Annotated in this window: 23 protein-coding genes; 12 read left to right on the forward strand and 11 right to left on the reverse strand. The window is 72.1% G+C overall.

Annotated features, from left to right (window positions below):
- Positions 1-27: 27 nt before the first annotated feature.
- The gene (locus PV364_RS03720) at positions 28-456 is read right to left on the reverse strand and encodes a PPOX class F420-dependent oxidoreductase (RefSeq protein WP_319658152.1); all 429 of its coding nucleotides are present in this window, start codon (positions 454-456) and stop codon (positions 28-30) included.
- Between the two features lie 37 nt (positions 457-493).
- Positions 494-1,513: an alpha/beta hydrolase gene (locus PV364_RS03725; protein WP_319658153.1), complete on the reverse strand. Its 1,020-nt coding sequence runs from the start codon at positions 1,511-1,513 to the stop codon at positions 494-496.
- Between the two features lie 205 nt (positions 1,514-1,718).
- Between PV364_RS03725 and PV364_RS03730 the strand changes: the two genes are divergently transcribed.
- From PV364_RS03730 to PV364_RS03750, 5 genes are all read left to right on the forward strand, one after another.
- Entirely contained in the window at positions 1,719-3,989 is a 2,271-nt protein-coding gene (locus PV364_RS03730) for a nitrate- and nitrite sensing domain-containing protein (RefSeq protein WP_319658154.1), read from the forward strand.
- The gene (locus PV364_RS03735) at positions 3,986-4,396 is read left to right on the forward strand and encodes a roadblock/LC7 domain-containing protein (RefSeq protein ID WP_319658155.1); all 411 of its coding nucleotides are present in this window, start codon (positions 3,986-3,988) and stop codon (positions 4,394-4,396) included. Before PV364_RS03730 ends, PV364_RS03735 begins: the two co-directional genes overlap by 4 nt.
- Before the next feature lie 6 nt (positions 4,397-4,402).
- On the forward strand, positions 4,403-4,831 hold the full coding sequence (locus PV364_RS03740; protein WP_319658156.1) for a DUF742 domain-containing protein: 429 nt from the start codon (positions 4,403-4,405) through the stop codon (positions 4,829-4,831).
- 48 nt (positions 4,832-4,879) lie between these two features.
- Positions 4,880-5,359: a macro domain-containing protein gene (locus PV364_RS03745; RefSeq protein WP_319658157.1), complete on the forward strand. Its 480-nt coding sequence runs from the start codon at positions 4,880-4,882 to the stop codon at positions 5,357-5,359.
- 94 nt (positions 5,360-5,453) lie between these two features.
- Entirely contained in the window at positions 5,454-6,362 is a 909-nt protein-coding gene (locus tag PV364_RS03750; RefSeq protein WP_319658158.1) for a DUF6397 family protein, read from the forward strand.
- A 34-nt stretch (positions 6,363-6,396) separates the two neighbouring features.
- On the opposite strand, the gene PV364_RS03755 is transcribed toward PV364_RS03750, so the two are convergent.
- The 3 genes from PV364_RS03755 to PV364_RS03765 form a co-directional block, all read right to left on the reverse strand.
- Complete coding sequence (locus PV364_RS03755) at positions 6,397-6,906, reverse strand: DNA starvation/stationary phase protection protein (protein WP_319658159.1); 510 nt, start codon at positions 6,904-6,906, stop codon at positions 6,397-6,399.
- 283 nt (positions 6,907-7,189) lie between these two features.
- The gene (locus PV364_RS03760) at positions 7,190-8,056 is read right to left on the reverse strand and encodes an acyl-CoA thioesterase II (protein WP_319658160.1); all 867 of its coding nucleotides are present in this window, start codon (positions 8,054-8,056) and stop codon (positions 7,190-7,192) included.
- A gap of 100 nt (positions 8,057-8,156) precedes the next feature.
- On the reverse strand, positions 8,157-10,670 hold the full coding sequence (locus tag PV364_RS03765) for a DEAD/DEAH box helicase (protein ID WP_319658161.1): 2,514 nt from the start codon (positions 10,668-10,670) through the stop codon (positions 8,157-8,159).
- Positions 10,671-10,802: 132 nt separating this feature from the next.
- Here PV364_RS03765 and PV364_RS03770 point away from each other — a divergent pair, with 132 nt between their 5' ends.
- Positions 10,803-11,597: a metal-dependent hydrolase gene (locus tag PV364_RS03770; protein ID WP_319658162.1), complete on the forward strand. Its 795-nt coding sequence runs from the start codon at positions 10,803-10,805 to the stop codon at positions 11,595-11,597.
- A 44-nt stretch (positions 11,598-11,641) separates the two neighbouring features.
- Here the strand turns inward: PV364_RS03770 and PV364_RS03775 are convergent, their stop codons facing one another.
- Both PV364_RS03775 and PV364_RS03780 read right to left on the reverse strand, forming a co-directional pair.
- On the reverse strand, positions 11,642-13,423 hold the full coding sequence (locus PV364_RS03775; protein WP_319658163.1) for an ABC transporter ATP-binding protein: 1,782 nt from the start codon (positions 13,421-13,423) through the stop codon (positions 11,642-11,644).
- Positions 13,420-15,246, reverse strand: coding sequence for an ABC transporter ATP-binding protein (locus PV364_RS03780; protein WP_319658164.1), 1,827 nt, complete (start codon positions 15,244-15,246; stop codon positions 13,420-13,422). The genes PV364_RS03775 and PV364_RS03780 overlap by 4 nt, the downstream gene beginning before the upstream one ends.
- A gap of 147 nt (positions 15,247-15,393) precedes the next feature.
- On the opposite strand from PV364_RS03780, the gene PV364_RS03785 reads away from it, so the two are divergent.
- Positions 15,394-16,122: a hypothetical protein gene (locus PV364_RS03785; RefSeq protein WP_319658165.1), complete on the forward strand. Its 729-nt coding sequence runs from the start codon at positions 15,394-15,396 to the stop codon at positions 16,120-16,122.
- Between the two features lie 276 nt (positions 16,123-16,398).
- Complete coding sequence (locus PV364_RS03790) at positions 16,399-18,099, forward strand: carbohydrate-binding module family 20 domain-containing protein (RefSeq protein ID WP_319658166.1); 1,701 nt, start codon at positions 16,399-16,401, stop codon at positions 18,097-18,099.
- 60 nt (positions 18,100-18,159) lie between these two features.
- Here the strand turns inward: PV364_RS03790 and PV364_RS03795 are convergent, their stop codons facing one another.
- Positions 18,160-18,615, reverse strand: coding sequence for a MarR family transcriptional regulator (locus PV364_RS03795; protein WP_319658167.1), 456 nt, complete (start codon positions 18,613-18,615; stop codon positions 18,160-18,162).
- Positions 18,616-18,709: 94 nt separating this feature from the next.
- Between PV364_RS03795 and PV364_RS03800 the strand changes: the two genes are divergently transcribed.
- The 4 genes from PV364_RS03800 (at position 18,710) to PV364_RS03815 (ending at position 23,331) form a co-directional block, all read left to right on the forward strand.
- Positions 18,710-20,515: an ABC transporter ATP-binding protein gene (locus PV364_RS03800; protein WP_319658168.1), complete on the forward strand. Its 1,806-nt coding sequence runs from the start codon at positions 18,710-18,712 to the stop codon at positions 20,513-20,515.
- 8 nt (positions 20,516-20,523) lie between these two features.
- Positions 20,524-21,177, forward strand: a complete 654-nt coding sequence (locus tag PV364_RS03805; protein ID WP_319658169.1) for a hypothetical protein — start codon at positions 20,524-20,526, stop codon at positions 21,175-21,177.
- A 70-nt stretch (positions 21,178-21,247) separates the two neighbouring features.
- Positions 21,248-21,637 carry a hypothetical protein gene (locus PV364_RS03810; RefSeq protein ID WP_319658170.1) on the forward strand — a complete coding sequence of 130 codons (390 nt, stop codon included), beginning with the start codon at positions 21,248-21,250 and terminating at the stop codon, positions 21,635-21,637.
- Positions 21,638-21,681: 44 nt separating this feature from the next.
- A complete protein-coding gene (locus tag PV364_RS03815; protein WP_319658171.1) occupies positions 21,682-23,331 on the forward strand; it encodes a bifunctional 3'-5' exonuclease/DNA polymerase in 1,650 nt (549 codons plus the stop codon).
- A gap of 25 nt (positions 23,332-23,356) precedes the next feature.
- On the opposite strand, the gene PV364_RS03820 is transcribed toward PV364_RS03815, so the two are convergent.
- From PV364_RS03820 to PV364_RS03830, 3 genes are read right to left on the reverse strand one after another with little or no spacing between them, the layout of a single operon-like run.
- Positions 23,357-24,004: a LutC/YkgG family protein gene (locus tag PV364_RS03820; protein ID WP_319658172.1), complete on the reverse strand. Its 648-nt coding sequence runs from the start codon at positions 24,002-24,004 to the stop codon at positions 23,357-23,359.
- Positions 24,001-25,485 (reverse strand): LutB/LldF family L-lactate oxidation iron-sulfur protein, encoded by a 1,485-nt coding sequence (locus PV364_RS03825; RefSeq protein WP_319658173.1) that lies wholly within the window; start codon positions 25,483-25,485, stop codon positions 24,001-24,003. Before PV364_RS03825 ends, PV364_RS03820 begins: the two co-directional genes overlap by 4 nt.
- Positions 25,482-26,246, reverse strand: coding sequence for a (Fe-S)-binding protein (locus PV364_RS03830; protein WP_319658174.1), 765 nt, complete (start codon positions 26,244-26,246; stop codon positions 25,482-25,484). The genes PV364_RS03825 and PV364_RS03830 overlap by 4 nt, the downstream gene beginning before the upstream one ends.
- Positions 26,247-26,409 lie beyond the last annotated feature (163 nt).

Genomic DNA, 26,409 nt, shown 5'->3' on the forward strand with positions numbered 1-26,409 from the left:
ACCGGCGTGGCCGGCCCGCCCCTGGCGTCAGCCGGCCACGTCGGCCTCGGCGAGCACCTTGTCGATCCGCACCCGCACGAGCAGCTCGCCGGGCACACCGTTGCGCTTCCCGTACTCCACCGCCCGCTCTTCCCCCATGTAGCGGGCCGCGATCCGGGTGGCCCACTCCAGCAGCGGGCCGGGTTCCTCGCTCACCTCGGCACGACCCTCCAGAACCACGTACGAGAACGGCGGCCGGTCGTCGTCCACGCAGAGGGCGATCCGGCCGTCGCGCGTGATGTTCCGTCCCTTGGCGGTTCCCGCACCGGTGTTGAAGAACAGATCGTCTCCGTCCAGCAAGAACCAGATGGGGGCGATGTGCGGCCGCCCGTCCGCGCGGACCGTCGCCAGCTTGCCCGTCCGCGTCCCGGCGGACACGAAGGCCCGCCACTCTTCCTCGGTCATCCTGTGTCCCATGGCCCCATCCTGCCCCGGCAGGGCGCCGAAGGGGCGTTCAGGAACCGCTGGACGGGTGCGCTGCCACCGCCTCCTCGTAGAGCGGCCCGTCGGTGCGTCCCCGGCGCAGCAGGCGGCGCCAGTGCACGGGGTCGTACTCCTGGGGCGACGTCGTCGCGAGGAAGTCCTCCAGCACGGAGACGAAGCGCTCCGGCTCGTCGTGGTGCGGGAAGTGCCCGGCGTCATCGAACAGCTCCAGGCGGCTGCCGGGCATCGCCGCGTGCGCCTTGACGGCGTGACGCACCGGGATGACCCTGTCGTGCTTCCCCCACACGATGAGGGTGGGCAGCCCGGCCGTCAGGTAGCTGCGGTCCATCATGGTGATGACCTGGCCCCGCAGGTCGACTCCCGCGCGCAGGGTGCGCAGGAACGCCTGACGGGCCTCGCCGCTGTCCAGGGCGAGGCAGCGTTCCAGGACGTAGTCGAAGTCGTGCCGGCCCAGCCCGAGGCCGCCGGTGCGCCGCAGGACGGGCGCGACGAGTCGCAGGGCGCGGCGGACCGGCGGTGAGGTGGCCAGCGGCAGGGCCACTTCCGATCCGGGTCCCGCGGCGAGTCGCAGCAAGGGGTGCACCTCGGGCCCGAGGCCTCCTCCGCCGACGATCACCAGCCGCTCGCAGCGCTCGGGGAATTGATAGGCGAACTGCATGGCGACGCCCGCCCCCAGCGAGTGGCCGACGACCGAGACCCTGTCCACGTCGAGCACACCGAGCAGGTCCCGCATGCCGCAGGCGTAGGCGGCGACCGCGTAGTCCGCGCGGGGGCGCTCGCTCTCCCCGTGACCCAGGAGGTCGGGCGCGATGACCGTGTGGTGCCGGCCCAGCCGGTGCAGGATGTGCGACCACGTCTCCGAGGTGTCGCCGAGCCCGTGGATCAGCAGCAGCGGGGGCCCGCTGCCGCCCACCCGGAAGGCGCGGCGGTAGCCGTGGATGTCGCGGTGGACCAAGGGGATGTTCCCCGCACCGTCCTCCGCCTCTGGGACGGGACCGATGACGCGCCGCACCGCGTGTCCCCGTTCCATTTGTCCAGGGTGCGGCGCGGGCGTTTCCGCGGCAATGCCGGATCGTTAGCGTGGCGTGAACACGCATCCGGCCGATTCGACGGGATTCGACGGCGGGCGGCCGCCCCGGGCTGTGACATGTCACAGTCGCCGCCTGTCAGGGGGCCTCCTTCGGCGAGACTGTGCCCTTCCGTATCGAACCCATGGTCGACCGAGGACCTGACGCATGCGCCTGCGCCCCCGCACCATCCGCACGCAACTCGTGGCACTGCTCCTGGTGCCGCTCCTGTCGCTGGCGGGTCTGTGGACGTACAGCACCTACACCTCGGTACGCGGAGCCTTCGCCCTCATCGGGATCGCCGAGACCTACCGCTACTACGGCACCCCGGCCGACGATCTGGCCCGCGCGCTGCAGGTGGAACGACGCCTCGCCGTCACCTATGTCGCCTCCGACGGCGCACAGGGCGGCACGGAGCTCGCCCGGAGCGAGAGGGACACCGACCGGCTGCTCGCCGTCGTCCGCGAGCATGCGCGCGAGCACGCCCGCGGCGCGCCGCTGGACCGGGTGCAGAAGCAGCGGCTGACCGAACTCGTGACCGCCGCGGAGGATCTGCGGCCGCTGCGTGCCGAGGTGCGGCAACGCGGTTTCGGCTGGTCCATGGCACTGCACCGGTACTCGGCTGTGATCGACCCCACCTTCCGGTTGCGCGGCGCTCTGGCCGCCCTGCAGAGCGGTGAGGTGGCCCACCAGGGCGGCCTGGTCATCGAACTCGTGCGCGCGAGGGAGTTGCTGTCCCGCGAGGACGCCATGATCAGCGCCGTCCTGGCGGGGCAGCGCATGTCCGTCAGCCAGTACCGCGAGTTCATCAGCACCGTGGACGGCCGCAAGCTGCTGCATTCGATCGTCGACCCGGAACTGACCAAGGCGGCCAAGGAGCGTCTCGACCAGTTCGGCGGCGGCAGCGTCGCCTGGTCGCTCGACTCCATGGAGACCGCTGTGCGCTCCGCGGGCGCCGCGGACGTCGGGAACGTCGTCGGGCTCGACCGCTGGCGCGTCAACGCCGACCGCGCCCTTGCCGAGCTCAGCACCATCAATCTGGAGGCCGCCCGGGAGATCGGCGACCAGGCGCGCGACGACGGCATGAGCGTCCTCCTCAGGACCGGAGCGGTCAGCCTCGCCGGCCTGCTGGCGGTCGTCCTGTCGCTTGTCGTCTCCCTCCTGATCGGCCGTGGCATCGCCCGCCGGCTCACCCTGCTGCGCAACGAGGCGCTGGAGCTTTCGGGGACCCGGCTCCCCGAGGTACTGCACCGCCTGCGCTCCGGAGAGGAGCTCGACAAGGGAGCCGTGGCCCGCGCCGCCCCCGAACTGCGCCTGGGTGCCGACGAGATCGGTCAGGTGGGAAGGGCCTTCAACACCGCGCAGCGCGCCGCGGTGCAGGCGGCCGTCGACCAGGAGCGGATGCGCCGCGGGGTGTCGGCGGTCTTCACCAACCTGGCCCGTCGCAGCCAGGTGCTGCTGCACCGTCAGCTCACCCTGCTCGACAGCATGGAACGCCGCTCGCAGGACCCGGCCGAGCTCGACGACCTCTTCCGTGTCGACCACATCGCCGTCCGCATGCGGCGGCACGCCGAGGGCCTGCTGATCCTCTCCGGCAACGCCCCGGGCCGCGCCTGGCGGCGCCCGGTGCGGCTCGCGGAGGTGGCCAGGGCGGCGGTCGGCGAGGTGGAGGACTACCAGCGCGTGGTCGTACGGCGCATGCCCAGGGTGGCGCTCGTCGGCTCCGCCGTCGCGGACGTGCTCCACCTGCTCGCCGAACTCATCGACAACGCCACCGCGTTCTCCCCGCCCGAGAGCAGGGTCGAGGTGCGGGGCGAGGTGGTCGGCGGCGGCTACGTCCTGGAGATCGAGGACCGGGGCCTCGGCATGAGCGCCGAACGCCTGGCCGAGGCCAACAGTGCGATGGGCGAGGCCGCCGCAGGCACGGACCTGCCGGAGACGGACCGCCTCGGGCTGTTCACGGTCGGACGGCTCGCGGCCCGCCAAGGGGTGCGGGTCGCGTTGCGCCGCGGCCGGTACGACGGCACCGTGGCCGTGGTGATGATCCCGCAGGCCGTACTGGTCGACGGTTCGTCGGACGACGCCGAGACCGGGGAGCACGTGCTGCGGCCCCGGTCGGTGGCGGAGCCACCCGGTGGCGACCGCGCCGACAAGTCGCCGCGCACACCGCGGCCCCGCCGCGGGCCCTCGAGGCCCAAGGAGGACGGGCGCACCGGGGCGGGCTTGCCGAAGCGGGTGCGGCAGGCCAGTCTCGTAGCGCAACTCAGGGAGGACTCCGTGCACGACAGCCCGGCAGAGCCGCCGGCGGGCGGAACGCAAAGGGAACGATCTCCGGAAGAGGCTCGTTCCACCATGACGGCGTTCACGCGCGGCCTCGCCCGCGGCCGTGACGCCGCGACACCGCACGGGACTGCGGAGAACGGGGGCAACGGGGGATGACCGTGAGCAGTGGACTCACCTGGCTGATGGACGACCTGACGGAACGCGTGCCGCACGTCCGGCACGCGCTCGTGCTCTCCAGCGACGGTCTGGTGACCGGCGCGAGCACCAGCCTGGACCGCCCGACGGCCGAGCACCTGGCCGCCGTCTCGTCCGGGTTCCACAGCCTCGCCAAGGGCGCCGGCCGGCACTTCGAGGCGGGCGGCGTGCGGCAGACGATGGTCGAGTTCGACGACGGCTTCCTCTTCGTCACGGCCGCGGGCGAGGGCAGTTGCCTGTCGGTGCTGAGCGGGGTCCAGGCGGACGTCGGCCAGATCGCCTACGAGATGACCCTCATGGTTCACCGGGTCGGTGAGCACCTCGGTGTTGCACCGCGCCGGCACGACGCGGCGGCTCCCGGGGAGTGATGACGCATGACGCCGAGCCCGCCGGAGGACGAGGGCGCGCTCTGGTATGACGACGAGGCCGGTCCGATGGTGCGCGCCTACACCATCACCGGTGGCCGCACCCGGCCGGACTCGGACGGCGACGTCGACCTGATCGCCGTCATGGTCGCTGCCGGAACAACGCGTCCGGGCCATGCCGTCCATACCGCCGCTGCCACCGTGTCCGAGGACGGCCTCGACGACGAGCACCTCACGCTGCTCGACCTGTGCCGCGACGGCCCGCTCTCGGTCGCCGACCTCGCGTCGGAGGCCGATTTGGCCGTCGGCGTGGTCCGGGTGCTCCTCGGCGACCTGCTGCGCGAGGGTCACCTGCGGGCGATCCGCCCCGTGCCGCCGGCCGAACTGCCGGACGTCGGGGTGCTGCAGGACGTCATCAACGGGCTGCGGGCCCTGTGAGGCGGCCGTCCGCGGCGGGATGTCGGTGCCCGGACGTACCGTGACGTCATGTCCGAGATCACGTATGTCCGGGGCGACGCCACCGACCCGGTGGGCGAGGGCGTGAAGCTGATCGCCCATGTCTGCAACGACGTCGGTGGATGGGGGAAGGGCTTCGTGCTCGCGGTGTCGGCCCGTTGGCCGGAGCCGGAGGCGGCCTACCGCCGCTGGTACCGCGAACGCGCCGCGAACGACTTCGCGTTGGGCGCCGTCCAGTTCGTCGGCGTCGGACCACGGCTCTGGGTCGCCAACATGATCGGCCAGCACGGGGTCCGGCGGGGCGGCGAGGGCGTGCCGGTCCGGTACGAGGCGATCGACGCGGGCTTGGCGGCGGTGGCGGACCGGGCCGCCGGGCTCGCGGCGTCCGTGCACATGCCGCGGATCGGCTGCGGTCTCGCGGGCGGGAGTTGGGCCCGCGTGGAGCCGATGATCGTGGAGCGGCTGGTGCGCCGCGGGACAGCTGTGACCGTTTACGACCACGGAGCGTGACAGAGTTATCCACAGGCCCGAGCGGGCCGTCGGCCTCCTGTTCTATCGTGGTGACTGTCAGTGACGAACGGTCACGCAAGGACGGGGGATCGACATGGGTGTGCAGGAGCTTGTCGTCGCGGAAGCACTCGGCGTGCGACGCGCGCGGGAGGAACTGGGCCTGGACCCGGCCGAATTCGAGGTCGCGCTGCAGGTCGGAGAGATCCGCACGACGTCCGCGGCCGGCGGCCGGCGGCGTGTGGTGCGCAAGGACGTGGAACGGCTGCGGTCCGAGGAGGGTTTCCCGGAGACGCTCAGGGAGCGGCTGCGACTGGTCGGCAGCGTGGAGGGCGGTGAGCTCATCGGCATCACGCGCGACCGGTTCACCAGACTCGCCAAGGGCGGTCTCATCCGCCCCGTGCGGTGGTACGTGAACCGCTACCGGGCCGTCGTCTGGCTCTATCTGGCTGAAGAGGTGCGGCAATTGGCGGTCGCCCGACCTTCCCTCCTCGCGGGCCGTCTGCCGACCGCACTGCGGGACGCGCTGGACGAGGGTGAGGACCACCGCCCCCGCGGCTGGCGGGCACGGCGGGTGGAGGAGATGGTGCGGGATGCCACCGACGCCTGGGGCGAGGCGGCCGCCTGGGCCGCCTTGCTGGGCCCGGAGGCGGCGGCGCGGGCGGTGCCCGATCCGCACGAGCGGGCGTATCTGCGCCGCCTGCGGCCGGGCATTCCGCCAGGGAACACCGGCACCCACGTGGCGCGCGAGATGATCGACGCCATCGTCGTGGCGGACCGTCCCGACGAGGTCGCCTTCGCACAGGTCTCGCTGTCCGACGCTCTGCTCCGGGCGCGCGCCGCCCGGCCGGCGCCCCGGCCGGGGAACGAACAGGAGCCCGCCCTGGCGGTCTTGGTGGCGCCGCCGGATCCGGCAGCGCCACCCGGTCCCACCGGGCCGCCTCAGCCGCCCCCGCGGGCCACTAGGAGCCGTTGGCGCCGGCTGCTGGGGCTGGGGGCGGCCTGAGCGGCTCGTCGCCGGCGGTGGGACAACCCGGCCGTCACACCTGGCGGTTCTCGGCGCTGATCATCCAGGCGTGCTCTTCGAGGGTGTCGATGATCGAGTGGAGGAGGTCCGCGGTGGACGGGTCCTCCGCGTCGATGCCGTCGTGCAGGCGCCGCATGGTCGCCGTCGCCGCGTGCAGGCGTGTCGTGATGAAGTCCACCACGGCCGCCACGCTCAGCTCCCCCTCGGGGAACCTGGGCAGGGTGGTGGTGGCCGCGACGGTGTCGGAGCGCCCGTCCGGGACGGCATGGAGGGCCCTCATCCGCTCGGCTATCGTGTCGCTGGCCTCGCGGGCGTCGTCCACGATGTCGTCCAGCTGTTTGTGCAGGTCCCGGAAGTTGTGGCCGACCAGGTTCCAGTGGGCCTGCTTGCCCTGCAGGTGCAGTTCGACCAGCTCGACGAGGATCGCCTGAAGGGCCTCCGACATCTGCCGGGACGCCGTGAACCCTACGGCCGCTTCGTGCTCGGAGAGACGCGCAGTCGGTGGGACAGTGTGCGACGTCATGTCTCTGCTCCTTGGGTAGAAATGCCTTCCCCGGACATCGAGCACAGAGGAAACGTGCGGGTGCCCTGAACGATGTGCCGGCGAGCGGGCGAGCGGCTGCTCGGCGCCGGTGCCCACACACGCGAAGTGACGGACGATCTTCCTCACTGCCCCTGGACAGGCGCCCCTGCCCTTCCTACGGCAGATGCCCCTGGGAGGAGGCAGAACTCGGCATCGCCCTCACGCCACCATGATGTGCACGGCACCCGGGGATACGCCATTCGGAGGAGGAACGGCCCCGAGGTCAGTCCGTGTGCCTCCGGAACAGCCCTTCCTGGACCACCGAGACCAGCAGCCTGCCCTCGCGGTCGTAGATGCGTCCACGGGCCAGCCCCCGGGCGCCGGTGGCGACCGGGGACTCCTGGTCGTACAGGAACCACTCGTCGGTCCTGAACGGCCGGTGGAACCACATGGCGTGGTCCAGCGAGGCCATGTCGAAGCCGCGCGGCCCCCACAACGGCTCGATCGGCACCCGTACGGCGTCCAGCAGCATCATGTCGCTGGCGTACGCGAGGGCGCAGGTGTGCACGAGCGGATCGTCGCCGAGCGGACCCACGGCGCGCATCCAGACCGCGCTGCGCGGCTCGGCGCCCTCGATCTCCTCGGGGGTCCAGCGCAGCCGCTCCACGTAGCGGATGTCGAACGGCTGCCGGCGGGCCATGCGCTCCAACTGCTCGGGCAGGCCGCCCAGATGCTCCCGGATCTCGTCGCCGAGGGTCGGCAGGGTCTCCGGGTCCGGGACCTCCCGCATCGGCAGCTGGTGCTCGAAGCCGGGCTCCGGCAGATGGAAGGAGGCGGTCAGAGTGAAGATCGTCCTGCCCTGCTGCACCGCGACCACCCGGCGGGTGGTGAACGACTTGCCGTCGCGCACCCGCTCCACCTCGTACACGATCGGCACACCCGGGCGGCCCGGGCGCAGGAAGTACGCGTGGAGGGAGTGCACGGGCCGGGTGCCGTCCGTCGTGCGGCCGGCGGCGACCAGCGCCTGGCCCGCGACCTGCCCGCCGAAGACCCGCTGGATCCGTTCGTCGGGGCTCTGCCCGCGGAAGATGTTCTCCTCGATCTTCTCGAGGTTCAGCAGGTCCACCAGCCGCTCGGCCGGGTTGGTCATCGGGCGTGCTCCTTATGTGCCTTATGTGCCTTATGCGCCTTCGGGGCCGAGGCGCGGGTTGGCGCGGTGGTGCGTATCGCCGGCGCCGCAGGCTCTGCGGTCACAGCGTGCCCACCGCCGTCACCTTGACCACCGCGCGGCCCTCCTCGTCGGAGGCGGTCAGGTCGACGTCCGCCGAGATGCCCCAGTCGTGGTCGCCGGAGGGGTCCGCGAAGGTCTGCCGCACCTTCCACAGGGCCTCCTCGGGGCGCTCCTCGATCTGCAGCAGCTTCGGGCCGCGCGCGTCCGGCCCGGTCCCCAGATCCTCGTACTCGTCCCAGTAGGCGTCCATGGCGTCCGCCCACGCGTCCGCGTCCCAGCCGGACTCGGCGTCGAGTTCTGCCAGTTCGGTGTAGTGCTCCAGGGCGGCCAGCTCCACCCGGCGGAACATCGCGTTGCGCACCAGCACGCGGAAGGCCCGGGCGTTGGCCGTGACCGGTTTGACCTGGTCGGCGCGCTCCTGCGCCTCCTCGGCGGTCATCTCGGCGGGGTTGGCGAGCTGCTCCCACTCGTCGAGCAGGCTGGAGTCGACCTGGCGGACCAGCTCACCCAGCCAGGCGATGAGGTCCTGCAGGTCCTCGGACTTCAGGTCGTCGGGGACGGTGTGCTCCAGCGCCTTGTAGGCGCTCGCCAGGTAGCGCAGCACGATGCCCTCGGTCCGGGCCAGTTCGTAGTACGAGACGAACTCGGTGAAGGTCATGGCGCGTTCGTACATGTCGCGCACGACGGACTTCGGCGAGAGCGGGTGGTCGCCGACCCACGGGTGGCTCTTGCGGTAGACGCCGTAGGCGTGCGAGAGCACCTCCTCCAGCGGCTTGGCGTAGGAGATCTCCTGCAGACGCTCCATCCGCTCCTCGTACTCGATCCCGTCGGCCTTCATCGCGGCCACCGCCGCGCCACGCGCCTTGTTCTCCTGGGCGGCCAGGATCTGGCGGGGGTCGTCGAGGGTCGACTCGACGACCGACACCATGTCGAGCGCGTAGGAGGGCGATTCGGGTTCCAGCAGTTCGAAGGCGGCGAGCGCGAAGGTGGACAGCGGCTGGTTGAGTGCGAAGTGCTGCTGCAGGTCCACCGTCAGCCGGACGATGCGGCCCTCGTCGTCCGGCTCCTCCAGGCGCTCCACCACTCCGCCGGCCAGCAGCGAACGGTAGATCGCGATGGCCCGCCGGATGTGGCGCAACTGGGACCTGCGGTCCTCGTGGTTGTCCTCCAGGAGCCGGCGCATGGCCTCGAAGGCGTTGCCGGGACGCGCGATCACCGACAGCAGCATCGCGTGGGTCACCCGGAAGCGGGAGGTCAGCGGCTCCGGATCGGACGCGATCAGCTTCTCGAAGGTGGTCTCGGACCAGCCGACGAAGCCCTCGGGCGCCTTCTTGCGGACGACCTTGCGGCGCTTCTTCGGGTCGTCCCCGGCCTTGGCGAGCGACTTCTCGTTCTCGATGACGTGCTCGGGGGCCTGGGCCACCACCAGCCCCGCGGTGTCGAAGCCGGCCCGGCCGGCCCGCCCGGCGATCTGGTGGAACTCGCGGGAGCGCAGCACCCGCACCCGGTTGCCGTCGTACTTGGTGAGCGCGGTGAACAGCACCGTGCGGATCGGCACGTTGACCCCGACACCGAGGGTGTCGGTGCCGCAGATGACCTTCAGCAGTCCGGCCTGGGCGAGCTTCTCCACCAGGCGCCGGTACTTGGGCAGCATGCCCGCGTGGTGCACACCGATCCCGTGCCGGACGTAACGGGAGAGATTGCGGCCGAACTTGGTGGTGAAGCGGAAGTTCCCGATGAGCTCGGCGATGGCGTCCTTCTCGGCCCTCGTGCACATGTTGATGCTCATGAGCGCCTGCGCCCGCTCCACGGCGGCCGCCTGCGTGAAGTGCACGATGTACACCGGAGCCTGCCGGGTCTCCAGCAGCTCCGTGAGCGTCTCGGTGAGCGGGGTCAGCCGGTACTCGTACGACAGGGGCACCGGACGGGTCGCCGAGCGCACGACCGACGTGGGCCGGCCGGTGCGGCGGGTGAGGTCCTTCTCGAAGCGGCTGACGTCACCGAGCGTCGCCGACATCAGCAGGAACTGTGCCTGGGGCAGCTCCAGCAGCGGGATCTGCCACGCCCAGCCGCGGTCGGGCTCGGCGTAGAAGTGGAACTCGTCCATGACGACCTGGCCGATGTCCGCGTCCTTGCCGTCGCGCAGCGCTATCGACGCCAGCACCTCGGCCGTGCAGCAGATGACGGGGGCGTCCGGGTTGACGGAGGCGTCACCCGTGAGCATGCCGACGTTCTCGGTGCCGAAGAGCTTGCAGAGGTCGAAGAACTTCTCCGACACCAGCGCCTTGATCGGCGCGGTGTAGAAGGTGACCTCGTCGCGCGCCAGGGCGGCGAAGTGCGCACCGGCCGCGACCAGGCTCTTTCCGGAGCCGGTGGGCGTCGACAGGATGACGTTCGCCCCGGAGACCACTTCGATCAGCGCCTCCTCCTGGGCGGGATAGAGCGAGATGCCCCGGCCCTCCGCCCAGGTGGCGAAAGCTTCGAAAAGGGCGTCGGGGTCGGCCTCGGCAGGGAGCTGATCGATAAGGGTCACACCCCCATCTTGCCTGCCGCGGGGTCCGGGGGATGAACCGGCGGTACGAGCGAAGATCGCCCGACGGTATGGTGTGCCGTCGATTGGACGTCAACTCCGCTTCAGGGCGGGTCGAAAGGGGCGGGACACGCCATGATGGGACCGGCACATTCTGTCTCCGGAGCGGCAGCTTGGCTGGCAGTGGGTGCGGTCGCCGCGGGGCTCAATCATCCGATGCCCTGGCCGACCCTCGTGGTCGGTGCGCTGATCTGTGCCGGTGCGGCTCTCGCTCCTGATCTGGATCACAAGGCGGCCACGATTTCCCGGGCATTCGGCCCGATCTCCCGATGGCTGTGCGAGGTCATCGACAAGCTGTCCTACGCCGCGTACCGCAAGACCCGCAAGCCCGGTGACCCGATACGGCAGGGCGGCCACCGCACCCTGACCCACACATGGCTCTGGGCGGTCGGGATGGGTGCCGCCGCCTCCGGCCTGGCATGGGTCGGCGGCCGGTGGGCCGTGGTCTTCATCCTCTTCGTGCACGCCGTCCTGGCGGTCGAAGGGCTGCTGTGGCGGCAGGCCCGGATGTCCAGCGACATCCTGGTCTGGCTGCTCGGTGCCACCAGCGCGTGGGTGCTCGCCGACACCCTGGACAGCACCCAGAGCGGCAAGGGCTGGCTGCTGACCGAGCCCGGTCAGCAGTACCTGTGGATCGGCATCCCGATCGTGCTCGGCTCCATCGTGCACTGCCTCGGCGACGCCCTGACCGTCTCGGGCTGCCCGGTCCTGTGGCCCATCCCCATCGGGCGCCGCCGCTGGTACCCGCTGGGCACCCCCAAGCCCATGCGGTTCCGTGCGGGCAGCAAGGTCGAGATCAAGGTGCTGACCCCGGTCTTCTTCGTGATCGGCGGCGTGGGCGCGGTGGGGGCACTGGTCTTCGGCGCCTGAGCACCCCCACCGTGGGAATCGGCGCGCGGCGCCGTGGCGGCCGGCTATCCGTGCCAGGACCGCCACAGCGCCGCGTAGGCGCCGTCCGCCTCCACCAGCTGCTGGTGGCTGCCCAGCTCGCTGATCCGGCCGCCCTCGACGACCGCGATCAGGTCCGCGTCGTGCGCCGTGTGCAGCCGGTGCGCGATGGCCACCACCGTACGGCCGTCCAGGACACGGGCCAGCGATCGCTCCAGGTGCCGTGCCGCCCGGGGGTCGAGCAGCGAGGTGGCCTCGTCCAGCACCAGGGTGTGCGGGTCGGCCAGGACCAGGCGGGCGAGCGCCACCTGCTGCGCCTGGGCCGGGGTGAGCGCGGCCCCGCCGGAGCCCACCTCGGTGTCCAGTCCCGCTTCCAGTCCCCGTGCCCAGCCCTCGGCGTCCACCGCGGTCAGGGCCGCCCACAGCTCGGTGTCCTCCGCCCCCGCGCGCGCGAGCAGCAGATTGTCGCGCAGCGTCCCGACGAAGACGTGGTGCTCCTGGTTGACCAGGGCCACGTGCTCACGGACCCGCTCCGCGGGCATCCGGGCCAGTTGGGCGCCGCCGAGCGTGATCTCCCCGGTACGAGGGGCGTAGATCCCCGCCAGCAGCCGGCCCAGCGTCGACTTCCCGGCGCCGGAGGGGCCCACCAGGGCCACCCGGGTGCCGGGGCGCACCCGGAGTGTCACGCCGTGCAGCACGTCGCTCCCCGCGCGGTAGCCGAAGCGCACCTCGTCGGCGTGGACGTCACGGCCGTCCGGCGTCACCTCGGTGTCACCGGCGCCCGGCTCGATCTCCCGCACGCCCACCAGACGGGCCAGGGAGACCTGGGCCACCTGCAGTTCGTCGTACCAGCGCAGGATGAGATTGATCGGGTCGACCAGCATCTGCGCGTACAGCGCGCCCGTGGTCAGTTCGCCGACCGAGACCCAGCCGTGCAGGACCAGGGTCCCGCCGATGAGCAGCACGGCCGCCAGGATCAGCGTGTACGTCGCGTTGATCACCGGGAAGAGCACGCTGCGCAGCCACATCGTGTAGCGCTCCCAGGCCACCCACTGCCGGATGCGCAGCCGGGACAGCTCCTCGCGCCGCTCCTCCAGCCGGTGGGCCTCGATGGTGCGTCCGGCGTCGACCGACTCGGCGAGCACGGCCGAGACGGCCGCGTAACCGGCCGCCTCGGACCGGTAGCCCTGCGGCGCGCGGCGGAAGTACCAGCGGCAGCCCAGCAGCAGCACGGGCAGCGCGACGAGCACGGCGAGCGCCAGCGGGGGTGAGGTGACCGCCAGGGCGCCGAGCAGCAGTCCACCCCAGACCACGGCGATCGCCAGCTGGGGCACCGCCTCGCGCATCGCGTTGGCCAGCCGGTCGATGTCCGTGGTGATCCGGGACAGCAGGTCGCCGGTGCCGGCCCGCTCCAGCACGCCCGGTGGCAGCGCGACCGACCGTACGAGGAAGTCCTCGCGCAGGTCGGCGAGCATCCGCTCGCCCAGGATCGCGCCGCGCAGCCGCACCTCGCGCACGAAGACCGTCTGGACGGCGAGGGCGGTGGCGAAGAACGCCATCGTGCGGCCGAGGTGCAGATCCCTGTCGCCCACCGACAGGCTCTCGACCAGGTGTCCCAGCAGGTAGGGGCCGACCATCGAGGCGACGACGGCCACCGCGTTCAGCGCGATGAGGGCGACGAAGGCGCGCCGGTGCCGGCCGACCAGTTCCCTGACGTAAGCGCGCACCGTGGCGGGCGAGCCGACCGGCAGGGTACTGGCCTGCTGCGGCGCGGCCGGATCGTAGTCCGGCGGTGGCACGCCGATCATGCGGGTTCCTCGGCTTTCCGTAGTGACTCGAAAGGATGGAGTCCGGGTTCGGGTTCGGGTTCGGTCTCCCGGGTGACCACGGCGCGGTAGGCGGGGTCGGCGACGAGCAGTTCGCGGTGCGTCCCCGAGCCGCGCACCGAGCCCTCCTCGACGAAGACGACCCGGTCGGCCAGGTCCAGCAGCAGCGGACTGGAGGTGAACACCACCGTGGTCCGCTCCGCGCGCAGCGACCGCAGACCGTGCGCGATCCGGGCCTCGGTGTGCGTGTCGACGGCGCTCGTCGGTTCATCGAGCACCAGCACCTCCGGGTCGGCCGTCAGGGATCGGGCCAGCGCCAGGCGCTGCCGCTGTCCGCCCGACAGGGACCGCCCGCGCTCGGTGATCCTGGTGCGCATCGGGTCGCCCGAGTCATCCACGGAGGCCTGGGCCAGCGCCTCCAGCACGTCGTCGCACTGGGCCGCGGCCAGGGCGTCATCGGCGGCGACGGCGCCGGAGCGGGGCACGTCCAGCAGCTCCGCGAGCGTCCCCGACAGCAGCACCGGGTCCTTGTCCTGCACGAGCACGACCGCCCGTGCCGCGGACAACGGGATCTCGTCCAGCGCCGTGTCGCCCAGCAGCACCGAGGGGTCCTCCTCGGCCCGTTCCGGGCTGTGCCCGCCGAGACGGTCGGCCAGCGCGCCCGCCGCGTCCGGATCGCCGCACACGACGGCGGTCAGCTTCCCCGCGGGCGCCAGCAGGCCCGTCGCGGGGTCGTACAGATCCCGCGACGACCCTGACGCCCCCGGGCGCGGGGCCCGGACGGTAACGGCGTCCGTCCGCCCGGCCGTGTCACGTCGCAGCGACAGCACCCGCGCCGCGCGTTTGGCCGAGGGCTTGGAGAAGGAGTACGCCATCGCGATCTCCTCGAAGCCCCGCAGCGGGAAGAGCAGGAAGACCACGGCGCCGTAGACGGTGACCAGTTCGCCGACCGAGATCCGGCCGTCCAGGGCCAGCTGTGCCCCGTACCAGGTCACCGCGAGCAGCAGCAGTCCCGGCAGAGCCACCTGGAGCGCGCTGATCAGCGACCACATCCGGGCGCTGCGCACCGCGGCCTGCCGGACCTCCTGGGAGGCGCGCCGGTAACGGGCGAGGAACAGTTCCTCGCCGCCGATGCCGCGCAGTACGCGCAGTCCCGCCACCGTGTCGGAGGCGAGTTCGGTGGCCTTGCCGGCCTTGGTGCGCTGCTCGTCCGCCCGGCGGGCCGCGTGCGGCAGCAGCGGCAGCACCGCGAGCGCCAGCACGGGGACGCAGGCCGCCACGATCAGACCCAGTTCGGGCCGGTAGACGACGAGGGCGACCGTCACGCCGACGGTCGCCAGGAGGGAGGACGCGAAGCGGGCGAGCGCTTCCACGAACCAGCCGATCTTCTCGACGTCACCGGTGCTGACGGCCACGACCTCTCCGGCCGCCACCCGCCGGGTGAGTACCGAGCCGAGTTCGGCCGTCTTGCGGGCCAGCAGCTGCTGCACGCGGGCCGCGGCGGTGATCCAGTTGGTGACGGCGACGCGGTGCAGCATGGTGTCGCCCACCGCCGAGACCAGTCCCAGAGCGAGGATCAGGCCACCCGCGAGCGCGAGCCTGCCTCCCGAGCGGTCGACGACCGCCTGGACGGCCAGGCCGACCGCCGCGGGCATGCCCGCGAACGCCGCCATGTTGAGGGTGCCCCAGAACGTGGCCGTCGCCTGGGCGCGGATCTGGCACTTCTCGAGCCAGAGCAGAAATCGGAAACCGGACCGGGTGTCGGGGACACCCGGATCGGCGTGGGGGAGAGAACGAAGCGACATGGCGTCCCGGCATCGGAGATGGGGGTGAGTGAAGACGTGCCAGGGTCGCGTTGCGGACAGGGTGAATTCAACCGGTTTTTTCCCTCGGTACGGGGAACGCGTCATGGTCGTGGCCTCATTGCCGAGGGAATGCGGGAAAGGGAACCGATGCGTAGGACGTGGACGGGACGGGCGGTGCGCACGGGGGCAGCGGTGGCGGTGGCCGCGGCGTTCGTGCTGCCGGCGGGGTGCGCCGGTCATGACCGCCCGGCGCGCACCGGCGGGAACGGGCCGCCGTCGTCGGCTCCCGCGCCGGCCAGGGGGATACCAGGTGTGGGCGGTGCGCTGAACTCCCGCGTCCCGTCCGACTCCCGTCAGGTGCTGGCCGTCTACGGGAAGGGCGCCCGGTCGGCGGAGTCCACGGCGGTCCTGTACGCACGGAGCGCGGGGGGCTGGCAGCGGGAGCGGTCCTGGGCGGCGCACAACGGCCGGCACGGCTGGACGACCGACCACCACGAGGACGACGGCAAGAGCCCGGTGGGCGTCTTCACCCTCTCCGACGCGGGCGGCGTCCTGCCCGATCCGGGGACCGGGCTGCCGTACCACCGTTCCGCCGCCTTCTCCGCGCCCCGCTCCTGGCCGCGCTCGTACCGGCGCGACTTCGACCTCGTCATCGCCATCGACTACAACCGGGTGAAGGGCAGGTCGCCTCTCGACCCGGACCGCCCGCGGGGCCGGTCCAGGGGCGGCGGCATCTGGCTCCACGTGGACCACGGGAGCGGCACCGCCGCGTGTGTCACGCAGTCCCGCGTGGACATGGAGTACCTGCTGCGCACGCTCGATCCGGCGCTGCACCCGGTGGTGGTGATGGGGGACCGGGACGCCCTGTCGGCCTGAACGCGGCGCCGCGAACAGGGCCATCGTGACATGCACGACGCCGATGACCCCTCAGCAGCCCTGTGCAGCGGCGTCATTGCGTTGTCCGGACCGCAACGCAGGTTGTTTCCGCAAGACGTCGAAAGTTTTTCCACGCGACGTATTGACGGTCTCCGCCCGCGGGGCCAATCTCCTGTCCGGAGTCCCCACGGGCGGGAACTCCGCCCCCCACCCGATGGCCCCGGCGCGTGGCTGTCTTCGGGGCACCTTTGTGCCCGACAACGAAGGAGCCGCACCATGAGATCGCGTTTCGTGCGCGCGGGACTGGCGGCGCTGCTCGCCACGGCCGGCCTCGCCGTCGTGTCGCAGGAGCCGGCGCAGGCCGCACCGCCCGGGAGCAAGGACGTCACCGCGACGCTCTTCGAATGGAAGTTCGCCTCCGTCGCCAAGGAGTGCACCAGCACCCTCGGCCCCGCGGGCTACGGCTACGTGGAGGTCTCTCCGCCCCAGGAGCACATCCAGGGCGCGCAGTGGTGGACCTCGTACCAGCCCGTCAGCTACCGCATCGCCGGCCGGCTGGGGGACAGCGCGGCCTTCAGGAACATGGTGGACACCTGCCACGCGGCGGGCGTCAAGGTGATCGCGGACGCGGTTGTCAACCACATGAGCGCGGGTTCGGGAACGGGCACCGGCGGGACGTCCTACTCGAAGTACAACTACCCGGGCTACTACCAGGACCAGGACTTCCACTCGTGCCGGTCCAGCATCGGCGACTACACCAACCGCGACAATGTGCAGAACTGCGAACTCGTCGGGCTCGCGGACCTGAACACCGGCAGCGACTACGTGCGCTCCACCATCGCGGCCTACCTGAACAGCCTGATCTCCCTGGGCGTCGACGGATTCCGGATCGACGCGGCCAAGCACATCGCCTCGGGCGATCTGGCGGCGATCAAGGCCAAGCTCGGCAATCCCTCGGTCTTCTGGGCGCAGGAGGTCATCTACGGCGCCGGTGAGGCCGTCCAGCCGGGCGAGTACACGGGCACGGGCGACGTCGACGCCTTCCAGGGCGCCTACGACCTCAAGCGCATCTTCGGCAGCGAGAAGCTGGCCTACCTGAGCGACTGGGGTGCCTCCTGGGGTGCCGGGTACCTGCCGAGCGGCCAGGCGCGCACCTTTGTCGACAACTGGGACACCGAGCGGAACGGATCGACCCTCAACTACAAGGCGGGCGCGACCTACACGCTGGCCAACGTCTACATGCTCGCGTGGCCCTACGGCTCGCCCAATGTGTACTCGGGCTACGAGTTCTCCGACAACGACTCGGGCCCGCCCAACGGCGGCACCGTCAACGCCTGCTACAGCGACGGCTGGAAGTGCCAGCACGCCTGGCCGCAGATCGCGGGCATGGTCGGCTTCCGCAACGCGGTCGCCGGGACGGCCGTGACCAACTGGTGGTCCAACGGCGGCAACGCCATCGCCTTCGGGCGCGGCAGCAAGGGCTTCGTGGCGATCGACCACGAGAGCGGATCCCTCAGCCGGACCTTCACCACCTCGCTGCCCGCCGGCACCTACTGCGACGTCCAGCACAGCGGCGCGACCTACACCGTCGCCGCGAACGGCACCTTCACCGCCACCATCGGCGCCAACGACGCGGTCGCGCTCTATACGGGCGCTCCCTGCGGCGGCGGTGGCACGGCCCCGGCGAGCGGCGCCTCCTTCTCGGTGAACGCCACCACGGTGTGGGGCCAGAACGTCTACGTCGTCGGCAGCAACGCGGCGCTCGGCAACTGGAACACCGCGGCGGCGCCGCTGCTGTCCTCGGCCGCCTACCCGGTGTGGAAGCTGGACGTCTCCATGGGGGCGGGCACGTCCTTCGAGTACAAGTACATCAAGAAGGACGCGAACGGGACTGTCACCTGGGAGTCCGGCGCCAACCGCACGGCGACGGTCCCCGCCGGTGGCAAGGTGACGCTCGGCGACACCTGGCGCGCCTGATCGCCGGACTGCGCAGCCCCGCGCCGTGCGGGCGCGCACGGCCCTGACAGGACCGGCGACTCAGCAGTGGCCCGGCGCGGTGTCCAGGACGGTGAGCAACGCCGTCAGGGCGTCGCGCTGGGCCGCGTCCAGTGGCGCGAGCATCTCCTCCGCGGCCGCCCGCCGGGCCTGCCGCAGCCGCCTCAGGGCGCCCTCGCCCTCCGCCGTCATCTCGATGCGCACCACACGGCGGTTGGCGGGGTCCGGCACGCGGCGCACGAAACCCCGTTCCTCCAGGGCGTCGGTGAGCGTGGTCACCGCGCGCGGCACGACTTCCAGACGCTGTGCCAGATCGGCCATCCGCGGCGCCTCCTCGCTGTGCGCGACGCTGCGCAGCATGCGGGACTGGGCCGGAGTGATACCGAGCGGCTCCAGGTGACGTTTTTGGACGCGGTGCAGCCGGCGGGTCAGCCGCAGCAACTGCTCCGCGAGGCTGCTCGACCCGTCGGTGTCCGCGGCGGAGGTACGCGATTCCATGCCCCGAGGCTATCAGGATGCAATTCATTGTGAGTATAGGTAACAATGAACTACACTCTCATCGTCCTGCCGTACCCCCGCCCTCGGAGGCCCTTTGCACCCCGATGACTCCCCGCAGTGGACCCCACCGCCCAAGAAACCCGCCCAGCGCACCGAAGTACGACGCGTCCTGGGCCTGTTCCGCCCCTACCGCGGCCGCCTCGCCCTCGTCGGGCTTCTCGTCGGCGCCGCCTCCCTCGTCTCGGTCGCCTCGCCCTTCCTGTTGCGCGCGATCCTCGACACCGCGATCCCGCAGGGCCGCACCGGGCTGCTGAGCCTGCTGGCCCTCGGCATGATCGCCACCGCTGTCCTCAACAGCGTCTTCGGCGTCCTGCAGACACTCATATCCACCACCGTCGGTCAGCGCGTCATGCACGACCTGCGCACCGCCGTCTACGAGCGGCTGCAGCGCATGTCGCTCGCCTTCTTCACCCGGACCCGCACGGGTGAGGTGCAGTCCCGCATCGCCAACGACATCGGCGGCATGCAGGCGACCGTCACCTCCACGGCGACCTCGCTGGTCTCCAACCTCACCAGCGTCGTCGCGAGCGTCGTCGCCATGCTCGCCCTGGACTGGCGTCTCACGCTCGTCTCCCTGGTGATGCTCCCGGTCTTCGTCTGGATCAGCCGCCGGGTGGGCACGGAACGCAAGAAGATCACCACCCAGCGGCAGCGGCAGATGGCCGCGATGTCCGCCATCGTGACCGAGTCCCTGTCGGTCAGTGGCATCCTGCTCGGCCGTACCATGGGGCGCTCCGCGTCGCTGACCCGCTCCTTCGCGGAGGAGTCCGACCGCCTGGTCGACCTCGAGGTGCGCTCCAACATGGCCGGACGGTGGCGCATGTCCACCATCGGTATCGTCATGGCCGCCATGCCCGCCCTGATCTACTGGGCCGCCGGCGTCCTCGTCCACGGCGCGGGCACCCTGGTGTCCATCGGCACCCTGGTCGCCTTCGTCTCGCTGCAACAGGGCCTGTTCCGGCCCACGGTGAGCCTGCTGGCGACCGGCGTGCAGGTGCAGACCTCGCTCGCGCTCTTCCAGCGCATCTTCGAGTACCTCGACCTGCCGGTCGACATCACCGAGCGGCCCGACCCGGTCCGGCTCGAACGCGCCCGCGGCGACGTGCGGTTCGAGGGCGTGGGCTTCTCCTACGACCCCGCCGCGCCCGAGCGCACCCTGGACGGCATCGACCTGGAGGTTCCGGCCGGCACGAGCCTCGCGGTCGTCGGCGCCACCGGCTCCGGCAAGAGCACGCTGAGCTACCTCGTGCCCCGCCTGTACGACGTCACCGAGGGCCGCGTCACGCTCGACGGCACCGACGTGCGCGACCTCGCCTTCGACACTCTCGCCGCGTCCGTCGGCGTGGTCTCGCAGGAGACCTACCTCTTCCACGCCTCCGTCGCGGAGAACCTGCGCTTCGCCAAGCCGGACGCCACCGACGAGGAGATCGTCGGCGCCGCGCGCGCCGCCCAGATCCACGACCACATCGCCGGGTTGCCCGACGGGTACGACACCGTCGTCGGCGAACGCGGCTACCGCTTCTCCGGCGGCGAGAAGCAGCGCCTTGCCATAGCCCGCACCATTCTGCGCGATCCGCCGGTCCTCATCCTCGACGAGGCCACCAGCGCACTGGACACCCGCACCGAGCACGCCGTCCAGGAGGCCATCGACGCCCTCTCGGCGGGCCGGACGACCATCACCATCGCCCACCGCCTGTCCACGGTCCGCGACGCCGACCAGATCGTCGTGCTCGACCACGGGCGGATCACCGAACGCGGCACGCACGACCAACTGCTCGCTCTCGACGGCCGGTACGCGGCCCTGGTGCGCCGCGACGCGCAACTCGCCCCTACGGCATGATCATGCCCATGGGACCCCTCGACGGCGCGGACCTGCCGGGATACCGGCAGGTCGCCGAGCACGCCTGGACCGATGACCACGGCGACGTGATCAGCCTGCACTTCTTCGACCTGCCGCCGGACATACCGGCGCCCCTGGAGGAGCCCGTCCCGCTGCGACAGGCGCTCGCCCAGGTCACGGCCGACGCGGGCGGCGGCCTCATCGAGGCCGACGTCGTCCAGGTGGCCGGCCTGCCGTCGCTGCGCCAGGTGCTCAAGGTGCCGCTGCCGGACCGGCCGAGCGGTCAGGCCTTCCTCGGCAGCTACACCCTGCCGCGCGCGGCCTGCAGCGCGGTGGCCAAGGTGCAGGCCTTCGAAGCAGGACCCACCGGGATGCGCGAGGCCCTGGTGCTCGCCGAACTCGGGCCCGAACAGTACTTCCTGGCGCATCCCTACGCGCCCGGGCTGCGCGGTGGGCTGCCCTTCCACCGGGCCGACGCCCCGGAGTACGACGCGCGCTTCCCCGGCCACCCGCTCACCCGGGTACGGACGGTGCTCGCCCACCTGTCCCGGAGCCTGCGTGCCGACCCGGACTTCGCGCAGCTCCCGCCCTTCACGGGCCCGGCCGGCCGCCGGACCCGACTCCTGGGACGGGTGAGCAAGCGCACACGCCGGCAGAGGTGATCCGCCGCGCGGACCCGGCGGCCGCCGCTAACGTGAGCCGCGGCGCCGGCATCCGCAGCAGGAGGGTCCGATGGCAGAACACCTTCCCGGTCGTTCCGACCGTTCCGCCGGGCTGCTCGCCCGGCTGCTGGCCACCGCGGGCACCGCGCACTTCGTGGTGCCCGGACCCTTCGACGCGATCGTGCCGAAGATCCTGCCCGGCAACCCCCGCGCCTGGACGTACGCCAGCGGCGCCGTGGAGCTCGCGCTCGCCGCGGGCATCGGGCTGCCGCGCACCCGCCGTGCCGGGGCGCTGCTGGCGGCGGGCTTCTTCGCCGGGGTGTTCCCGGCGAACGTGAAGATGGCCCGCGACTGGCGCGACCGTCCCGCGCCGCTGCGCAAGGCCGCCTGCGCGCGGCTGCCGCTGCAGGTGCCGCTCGTGCTGTGGGCGCTGAAGGTGAGCCGCGACGCCGACCGCTGAGGGCCGTCCGGCGCGTTGTCAGTCCCCCGCCCTACGCTCGGAGTGTGACCTCGCCGAGGAGCCTGTCCGTCGCCGTCGTCGCCGATCCACTGGGGACCGGCGGACGGCTCCAGGCGCTGCGCGAGGACGGAACCCCGGCGGGCCCGCAGGAGAGCGTCCCCGACCTCGCCGCGGCCGTCGCCGACCGCGAGAGGCACCAGGCGCCCCGCTGGGTCTGGGCCGCTACGGACGACATCTACCCCGCACTGCTCGAACGGCTGCCGCTGCGTCCGGCACGCTGCCACGACCTCAAGCTCGTCGAGGCCCTGCTGCTCGGCTCGGAGGAACGCTTCGGGCTGCCACGCTCCCTGGGTGCGGCCTGGGCCCGACTGCGCGGGCTGCCCGTGCCCGCGGACGCTCCCGAGGGCGGGCCCGACGACCAGCCGGTGCTCTTCGCCGCCGACCGCCACCACCTGCCGCCGGGCACCGACCCGCTGGAGGCCGTGGTCGCCGTCCACGCCGAACAGCAGCGGCGCATCGCCCTGTCGGAACACCCCGACCGCATGCGCCTGCTGTGCGCCGCCGAGTCCGCCGGGGCGCTCGCCGCGGCGGAGATGACCCACGACGGGGTGCCCTGGAGCGCCGCCGCGCACGACGAGGTGCTGATCGGGCTGCTGGGCCCGCGCCCGGCCGGGGGAGTCCGGCCGAAGGTGCTCAGTGAACTGGCCACCGCCCTCCAGGAGGCGCTGGGCCGCCCGGTCAATCCGGACTCGCCCGCCCAGCTGCTGCCCGCCTTCGAGCGGGTCGGCGTGCACATCACCTCCACGCGCTCCCACGTCCTGCGCGAGGTGGCGCACCCCGCCGCCGCCCTTCTGCTGCGCTACAAGGAGCTGTCCCGCATCCACAGCGCCCACGGCTGGGCCTGGCGTGAACAGTGGGCGCCCGCCGGGAGGTTCCGCCCCGAGTACGTCGTCGGCGGTGTCGTCTCCGGACGCTGGGCCACCCGCGGCGGCGGCGCGCTGCAGATCCCCCGGCAGCTGCGGGCCGCCGTGGTCGCCGACCCCGGGCACCGTCTTGTCGTCGCCGACGCCGGGCAGCTGGAGCCGCGGGTGCTGGCCGCCCTGTCCGGTGATCCCGGGCTGGCGGCCGCCGCGGCCGAGGGCGACCTCTACGCTGCCCTGGCCCGCACCGCCTTCGGCGGCGACCGCGCACGGGCCAAACTCGGCCTGCTGGGCGCCATGTACGGGCAGACCACCGGCGAGGTGGGACCCCTGCTGGAGGTCCTGCGGCGCCGCTTCCCGGACGCCATGCGGCTGGTGGAGTCCGCCGCGCGGACCGGGGAGGCGGGGGGCGTCGTCCGCTCCCACCTGGGCCGCACGTCGCCGCCCGCCGCCGACCGTCAGGACCTCAGCGACGCCCAGGCGCGCGCCTGGGGCCGCTTCACCCGCAACTTCGTCATCCAGGCCACCGCCGCCGAATGGGCGCTGGCCGTGCTGGCGTCGCTGCGCCGGCGCCTGGCCGCGCTCGACGGCCCCCGGCTGGTGTTCTTCCTGCACGACGAGGTCATCGTGCACACCCCCGAGGAACTGGCCGCCGAGGCCGGCAAGGCCGTCGCTGAGGCGGCCGACGAGGCCCGCCGCCTGCTGTTCGGGCCGACGCCGGTGTCCTTCCCGCTGGAGACCCATGTCGTACGTTCCTACGCGGAGGCCAAGTGAGCCCGCGCGCGGGACCGCAGGACGGTCAGGCCGTGACGAGCACGACCTCCAGGGTGCGCGGGCCGTGCACGCCCTCCACCCGGTCCAGCTCGATGTCGCTCGTCGCCGAGGGCCCCGAGATCCAGGTCAGCGGACGCGCCGGGTCCAGCCGCTCCAGGGCCTGCGGCACCGAGTCGACGACCTGCTCCGGTACGCGCACGACCACCACGTGGTGGTCGGGCACGAGCGTGATCCTGCGCCGCCCCTGGTCCGGCCCGGCGTCCAGCACGATGGTGCCCGTCTCGGCGATCGCCACGGCGCAGCCGGTGACGACGCTGTCGACGGCGTCGAGCTCGTAGGGCGTCGACGTCGCGGTGTCCGCGACCCGTTCGACGTCCTTCGCCTCGGCGAGCCAGCCCTCGGGCAGCCCGGCCGGCACGACCACGCTGCGCGTGCCCCGGGCGGCCAGCAGCGCCGCGAGACGCAGCGGGAGCTCTTCTGAGGTCGTGCGGTGCACGATCGCGCGGTAGTCGGCGAGGTTCCCGGCGAGCAGATCCGCGCTCTGCCCGGGGTTCCGTTCGCCGTGCACGCGCAGATAGCCGTGTCCGGCGGGCCCGCCGCCCGGCGCCTCCTCGCGAGGGACGTCGGCCAGCGCGCGGCGGATGCGGCCCAGAATCTGTTCGCGGGTGCTCACTTGGTGCCCTCCGAGCCCTCGGTGCCCCGGGTGCGCCGCCACCAGTCGCGGAAGGACTCCGCCGGGACGGCCGGGATGTCACGTGTGTCCGTCCATGCGCGGCCGGGACCGGGCAGCCTGCGCGGGTGCAGACCGCGGGTGCGCGAGGCCAGCCGCTGTCCGGCGCGCAGCGCCCCGGGGTGGTCGAGGGTCCATCGCGCGGCGCGCATCGCGGCGCGCTCGGCCGCGTGCCCCTTCGCGGGCTTCAGCACGGCCCTGCTGCCGCCGCGCGTCACTTCGCCGCCCTGGACGACCCGCTCGCGCAGATGGACCAGCACCTCGGGGATGTCGATGGCGACCGGGCACACCTCGTAGCAGGCACCGCAGAGGGACGAGGCGTAGGGGAGCGAGGCGTCCAGGGCGGTGTCCGTGCCGCGCAACTGCGGGGTGAGGATGGCCCCGATCGGGCCGGGATAGGCCGAGCCGTAGGCGTGGCCGCCGGCCCGCTCGTACACCGGGCACACATTGAGGCAGGCCGAGCAGCGGATGCAGCGCAGCGCCTGGCGGCCCACCTCGTCGGCCAGGGTGTCGGTGCGCCCGTTGTCCACCAGCACCAGGTGGAAGGTGCGGGGGCCGTCCTCGTCCGTCGTACCCGTCCAGGTGCTGGTGTACGGGTTCATGCGCTCCGCCGTGGAGGAGCGGGGCAGCAGCTGGAGGAAGACCTCCAGGTCCTGCCAGGCCGGCAGCACCTTCTCGATGCCGACCACCGAGATCAGTGTCTCGGGCAGCGTCAGGCACATCCGGCCGTTGCCCTCGGACTCCACCACGACCAGCGTCCCGGTCTCGGCGATCATGAAGTTGGCGCCCGAGATGCCGACCTTGGCGCGCAGGAACTTCTCCCTGAGGTGCAGCCGCGCCGCCTCGGCAAGTTCGGCCGGGGTGTCGGTCAGGCCCTCGGGCGCGGGGCGGCCCCACTCCGCCATCGCGCCGTTGAAGATGTCGCGGATCTCGGTGCGGTTGCGGTGGATCGCCGGCACCAGGATGTGGCTGGGCCGGTCGTCGCCGAGCTGCACGATGAGTTCGGCCAGATCCGTCTCGTAGGCGGCGATCCCGGCCTCGGCGAGCGCCTCGTTGAGCCCGATCTCCTGCGTGGCCATGGACTTGACCTTGACGACCTCGGTCTCTCCGGTGGCCCTGACCAGCTCCGTCACGATCCGGTTGGCCTCGTCGGCGTCGGCGGCCCAGTGCACGACGCCCCCGGCGGCGGTGACCGTCTCCTCCAGGCGCTCCAGGTAGTGGTCGAGGTGGCGCAGGACGTCGTCCTTGATGCGCTTGCCCGCCGTGCGCAGCTGCTGCCAGTCGGACAGCTCGGCCACCGCCTTGGCGCGTTTGTCGCGGATCGTGTGCGTGGCGTGCCGCAGGTTGCCGCGCAGCGTCTCGTTGCGCACGGCTTCCTCGGCGGCCACGGGGAAGGCGGGCATGCCCAGATAGGTGCCGCTCATCGGATGCCTCCGTAGGGACGGTCCTCGGTGGAGGCGAGGATCTCGGCGAGGTGGACCGGCCGCACCTCGGAGCCGAGCCGCGCCAGGGTGCCGCCGATGTGCATCAGGCACGAGTTGTCGACGGTGCACACGGCCGAGGCGCCGGTGCCGGTGATGTTCCGTGCCTTGTCGGCGCCCATGGCGGCGGAGACGGCGGCGTTCTTCACGGCGAAGGTGCCGCCGAAGCCGCAGCACTCGTCGGCGCCCGGGAGTTCGGCGAGTTCCAGGCCCTTGACGTGGCTCAGCAGCTCAAGCGGCCGACGGCCGAGGCCGAGCATGCGCAGGCCGTGACAGGTCGGATGATAGGTGACCTTGTGCGGGAAGTAGGCCCCCACATCGGTCACCTTGAGCACATCGGTGAGGAATTCGGTGAGTTCGTACGTGCGCGGCACGACCGACTCGGCGAGGGCGGCCAGTTCGCCGCCGCGTCCCTCGGCGCGGGCCCGGTCGCCCATGCGCGGGTAGTTGTCCCGCACCATGGCCGCGCAGGAGCCGGAGGGGGTGACGATGTGGTCGTACCCTTCGAAGGCGCGTGCGTAGCGCCTCATCAGCGGCTCGGTCTCGTGCCGGTAGCCGGTGTTGAACTGCGGCTGGCCGCAGCAGGTCTGGGCGGCGGGGAAGTCCACGGTCACCCCCAGCCGCTCCAGCAGCGTGACGACCGCCTTGCCCGTCTCCGGGTACAGCGTGTCGTTCACACAGGTCACGAAGAGCGCTACGCGCATCTGGCCTCCTCCCGGTACGTGCGGCGGCCCGCAGGCCCCTCATACTGCCGCAGCCGTCGAGCGCTGTGAAGCAGAGATCGGATGTCTGCGCACGGTGGCACAGCGCATTGACGAGCCATGGCGGGGTGTCCTAACGTCCCTGGCATCTCATTGAAACCTTTCA

Source organism: Streptomyces sp. MI02-7b (assembly GCF_033793585.1).
Taxonomy (GTDB): domain Bacteria; phylum Actinomycetota; class Actinomycetes; order Streptomycetales; family Streptomycetaceae; genus Actinacidiphila.

Coding starts and splice junctions, on each gene's coding strand:
- PV364_RS03720 (WP_319658152.1), bottom strand. CDS start 456: ATGGGACACAGGATGACCGAGGAAGAGTGGCGGGCCTTCGTGTCCGCC.
- PV364_RS03725 (WP_319658153.1), bottom strand. CDS start 1,513: ATGGAACGGGGACACGCGGTGCGGCGCGTCATCGGTCCCGTCCCAGAG.
- PV364_RS03730 (WP_319658154.1), top strand. CDS start 1,719: ATGCGCCTGCGCCCCCGCACCATCCGCACGCAACTCGTGGCACTGCTC.
- PV364_RS03735 (WP_319658155.1), top strand. CDS start 3,986: ATGACCGTGAGCAGTGGACTCACCTGGCTGATGGACGACCTGACGGAA.
- PV364_RS03740 (WP_319658156.1), top strand. CDS start 4,403: ATGACGCCGAGCCCGCCGGAGGACGAGGGCGCGCTCTGGTATGACGAC.
- PV364_RS03745 (WP_319658157.1), top strand. CDS start 4,880: ATGTCCGAGATCACGTATGTCCGGGGCGACGCCACCGACCCGGTGGGC.
- PV364_RS03750 (WP_319658158.1), top strand. CDS start 5,454: ATGGGTGTGCAGGAGCTTGTCGTCGCGGAAGCACTCGGCGTGCGACGC.
- PV364_RS03755 (WP_319658159.1), bottom strand. CDS start 6,906: ATGACGTCGCACACTGTCCCACCGACTGCGCGTCTCTCCGAGCACGAA.
- PV364_RS03760 (WP_319658160.1), bottom strand. CDS start 8,056: ATGACCAACCCGGCCGAGCGGCTGGTGGACCTGCTGAACCTCGAGAAG.
- PV364_RS03770 (WP_319658162.1), top strand. CDS start 10,803: ATGATGGGACCGGCACATTCTGTCTCCGGAGCGGCAGCTTGGCTGGCA.
- PV364_RS03775 (WP_319658163.1), bottom strand. CDS start 13,423: ATGATCGGCGTGCCACCGCCGGACTACGATCCGGCCGCGCCGCAGCAG.
- PV364_RS03780 (WP_319658164.1), bottom strand. CDS start 15,246: ATGTCGCTTCGTTCTCTCCCCCACGCCGATCCGGGTGTCCCCGACACC.
- PV364_RS03785 (WP_319658165.1), top strand. CDS start 15,394: ATGCGTAGGACGTGGACGGGACGGGCGGTGCGCACGGGGGCAGCGGTG.
- PV364_RS03790 (WP_319658166.1), top strand. CDS start 16,399: ATGAGATCGCGTTTCGTGCGCGCGGGACTGGCGGCGCTGCTCGCCACG.
- PV364_RS03795 (WP_319658167.1), bottom strand. CDS start 18,615: ATGGAATCGCGTACCTCCGCCGCGGACACCGACGGGTCGAGCAGCCTC.
- PV364_RS03805 (WP_319658169.1), top strand. CDS start 20,524: ATGGGACCCCTCGACGGCGCGGACCTGCCGGGATACCGGCAGGTCGCC.
- PV364_RS03810 (WP_319658170.1), top strand. CDS start 21,248: ATGGCAGAACACCTTCCCGGTCGTTCCGACCGTTCCGCCGGGCTGCTC.
- PV364_RS03825 (WP_319658173.1), bottom strand. CDS start 25,485: ATGAGCGGCACCTATCTGGGCATGCCCGCCTTCCCCGTGGCCGCCGAG.
- PV364_RS03830 (WP_319658174.1), bottom strand. CDS start 26,246: ATGCGCGTAGCGCTCTTCGTGACCTGTGTGAACGACACGCTGTACCCG.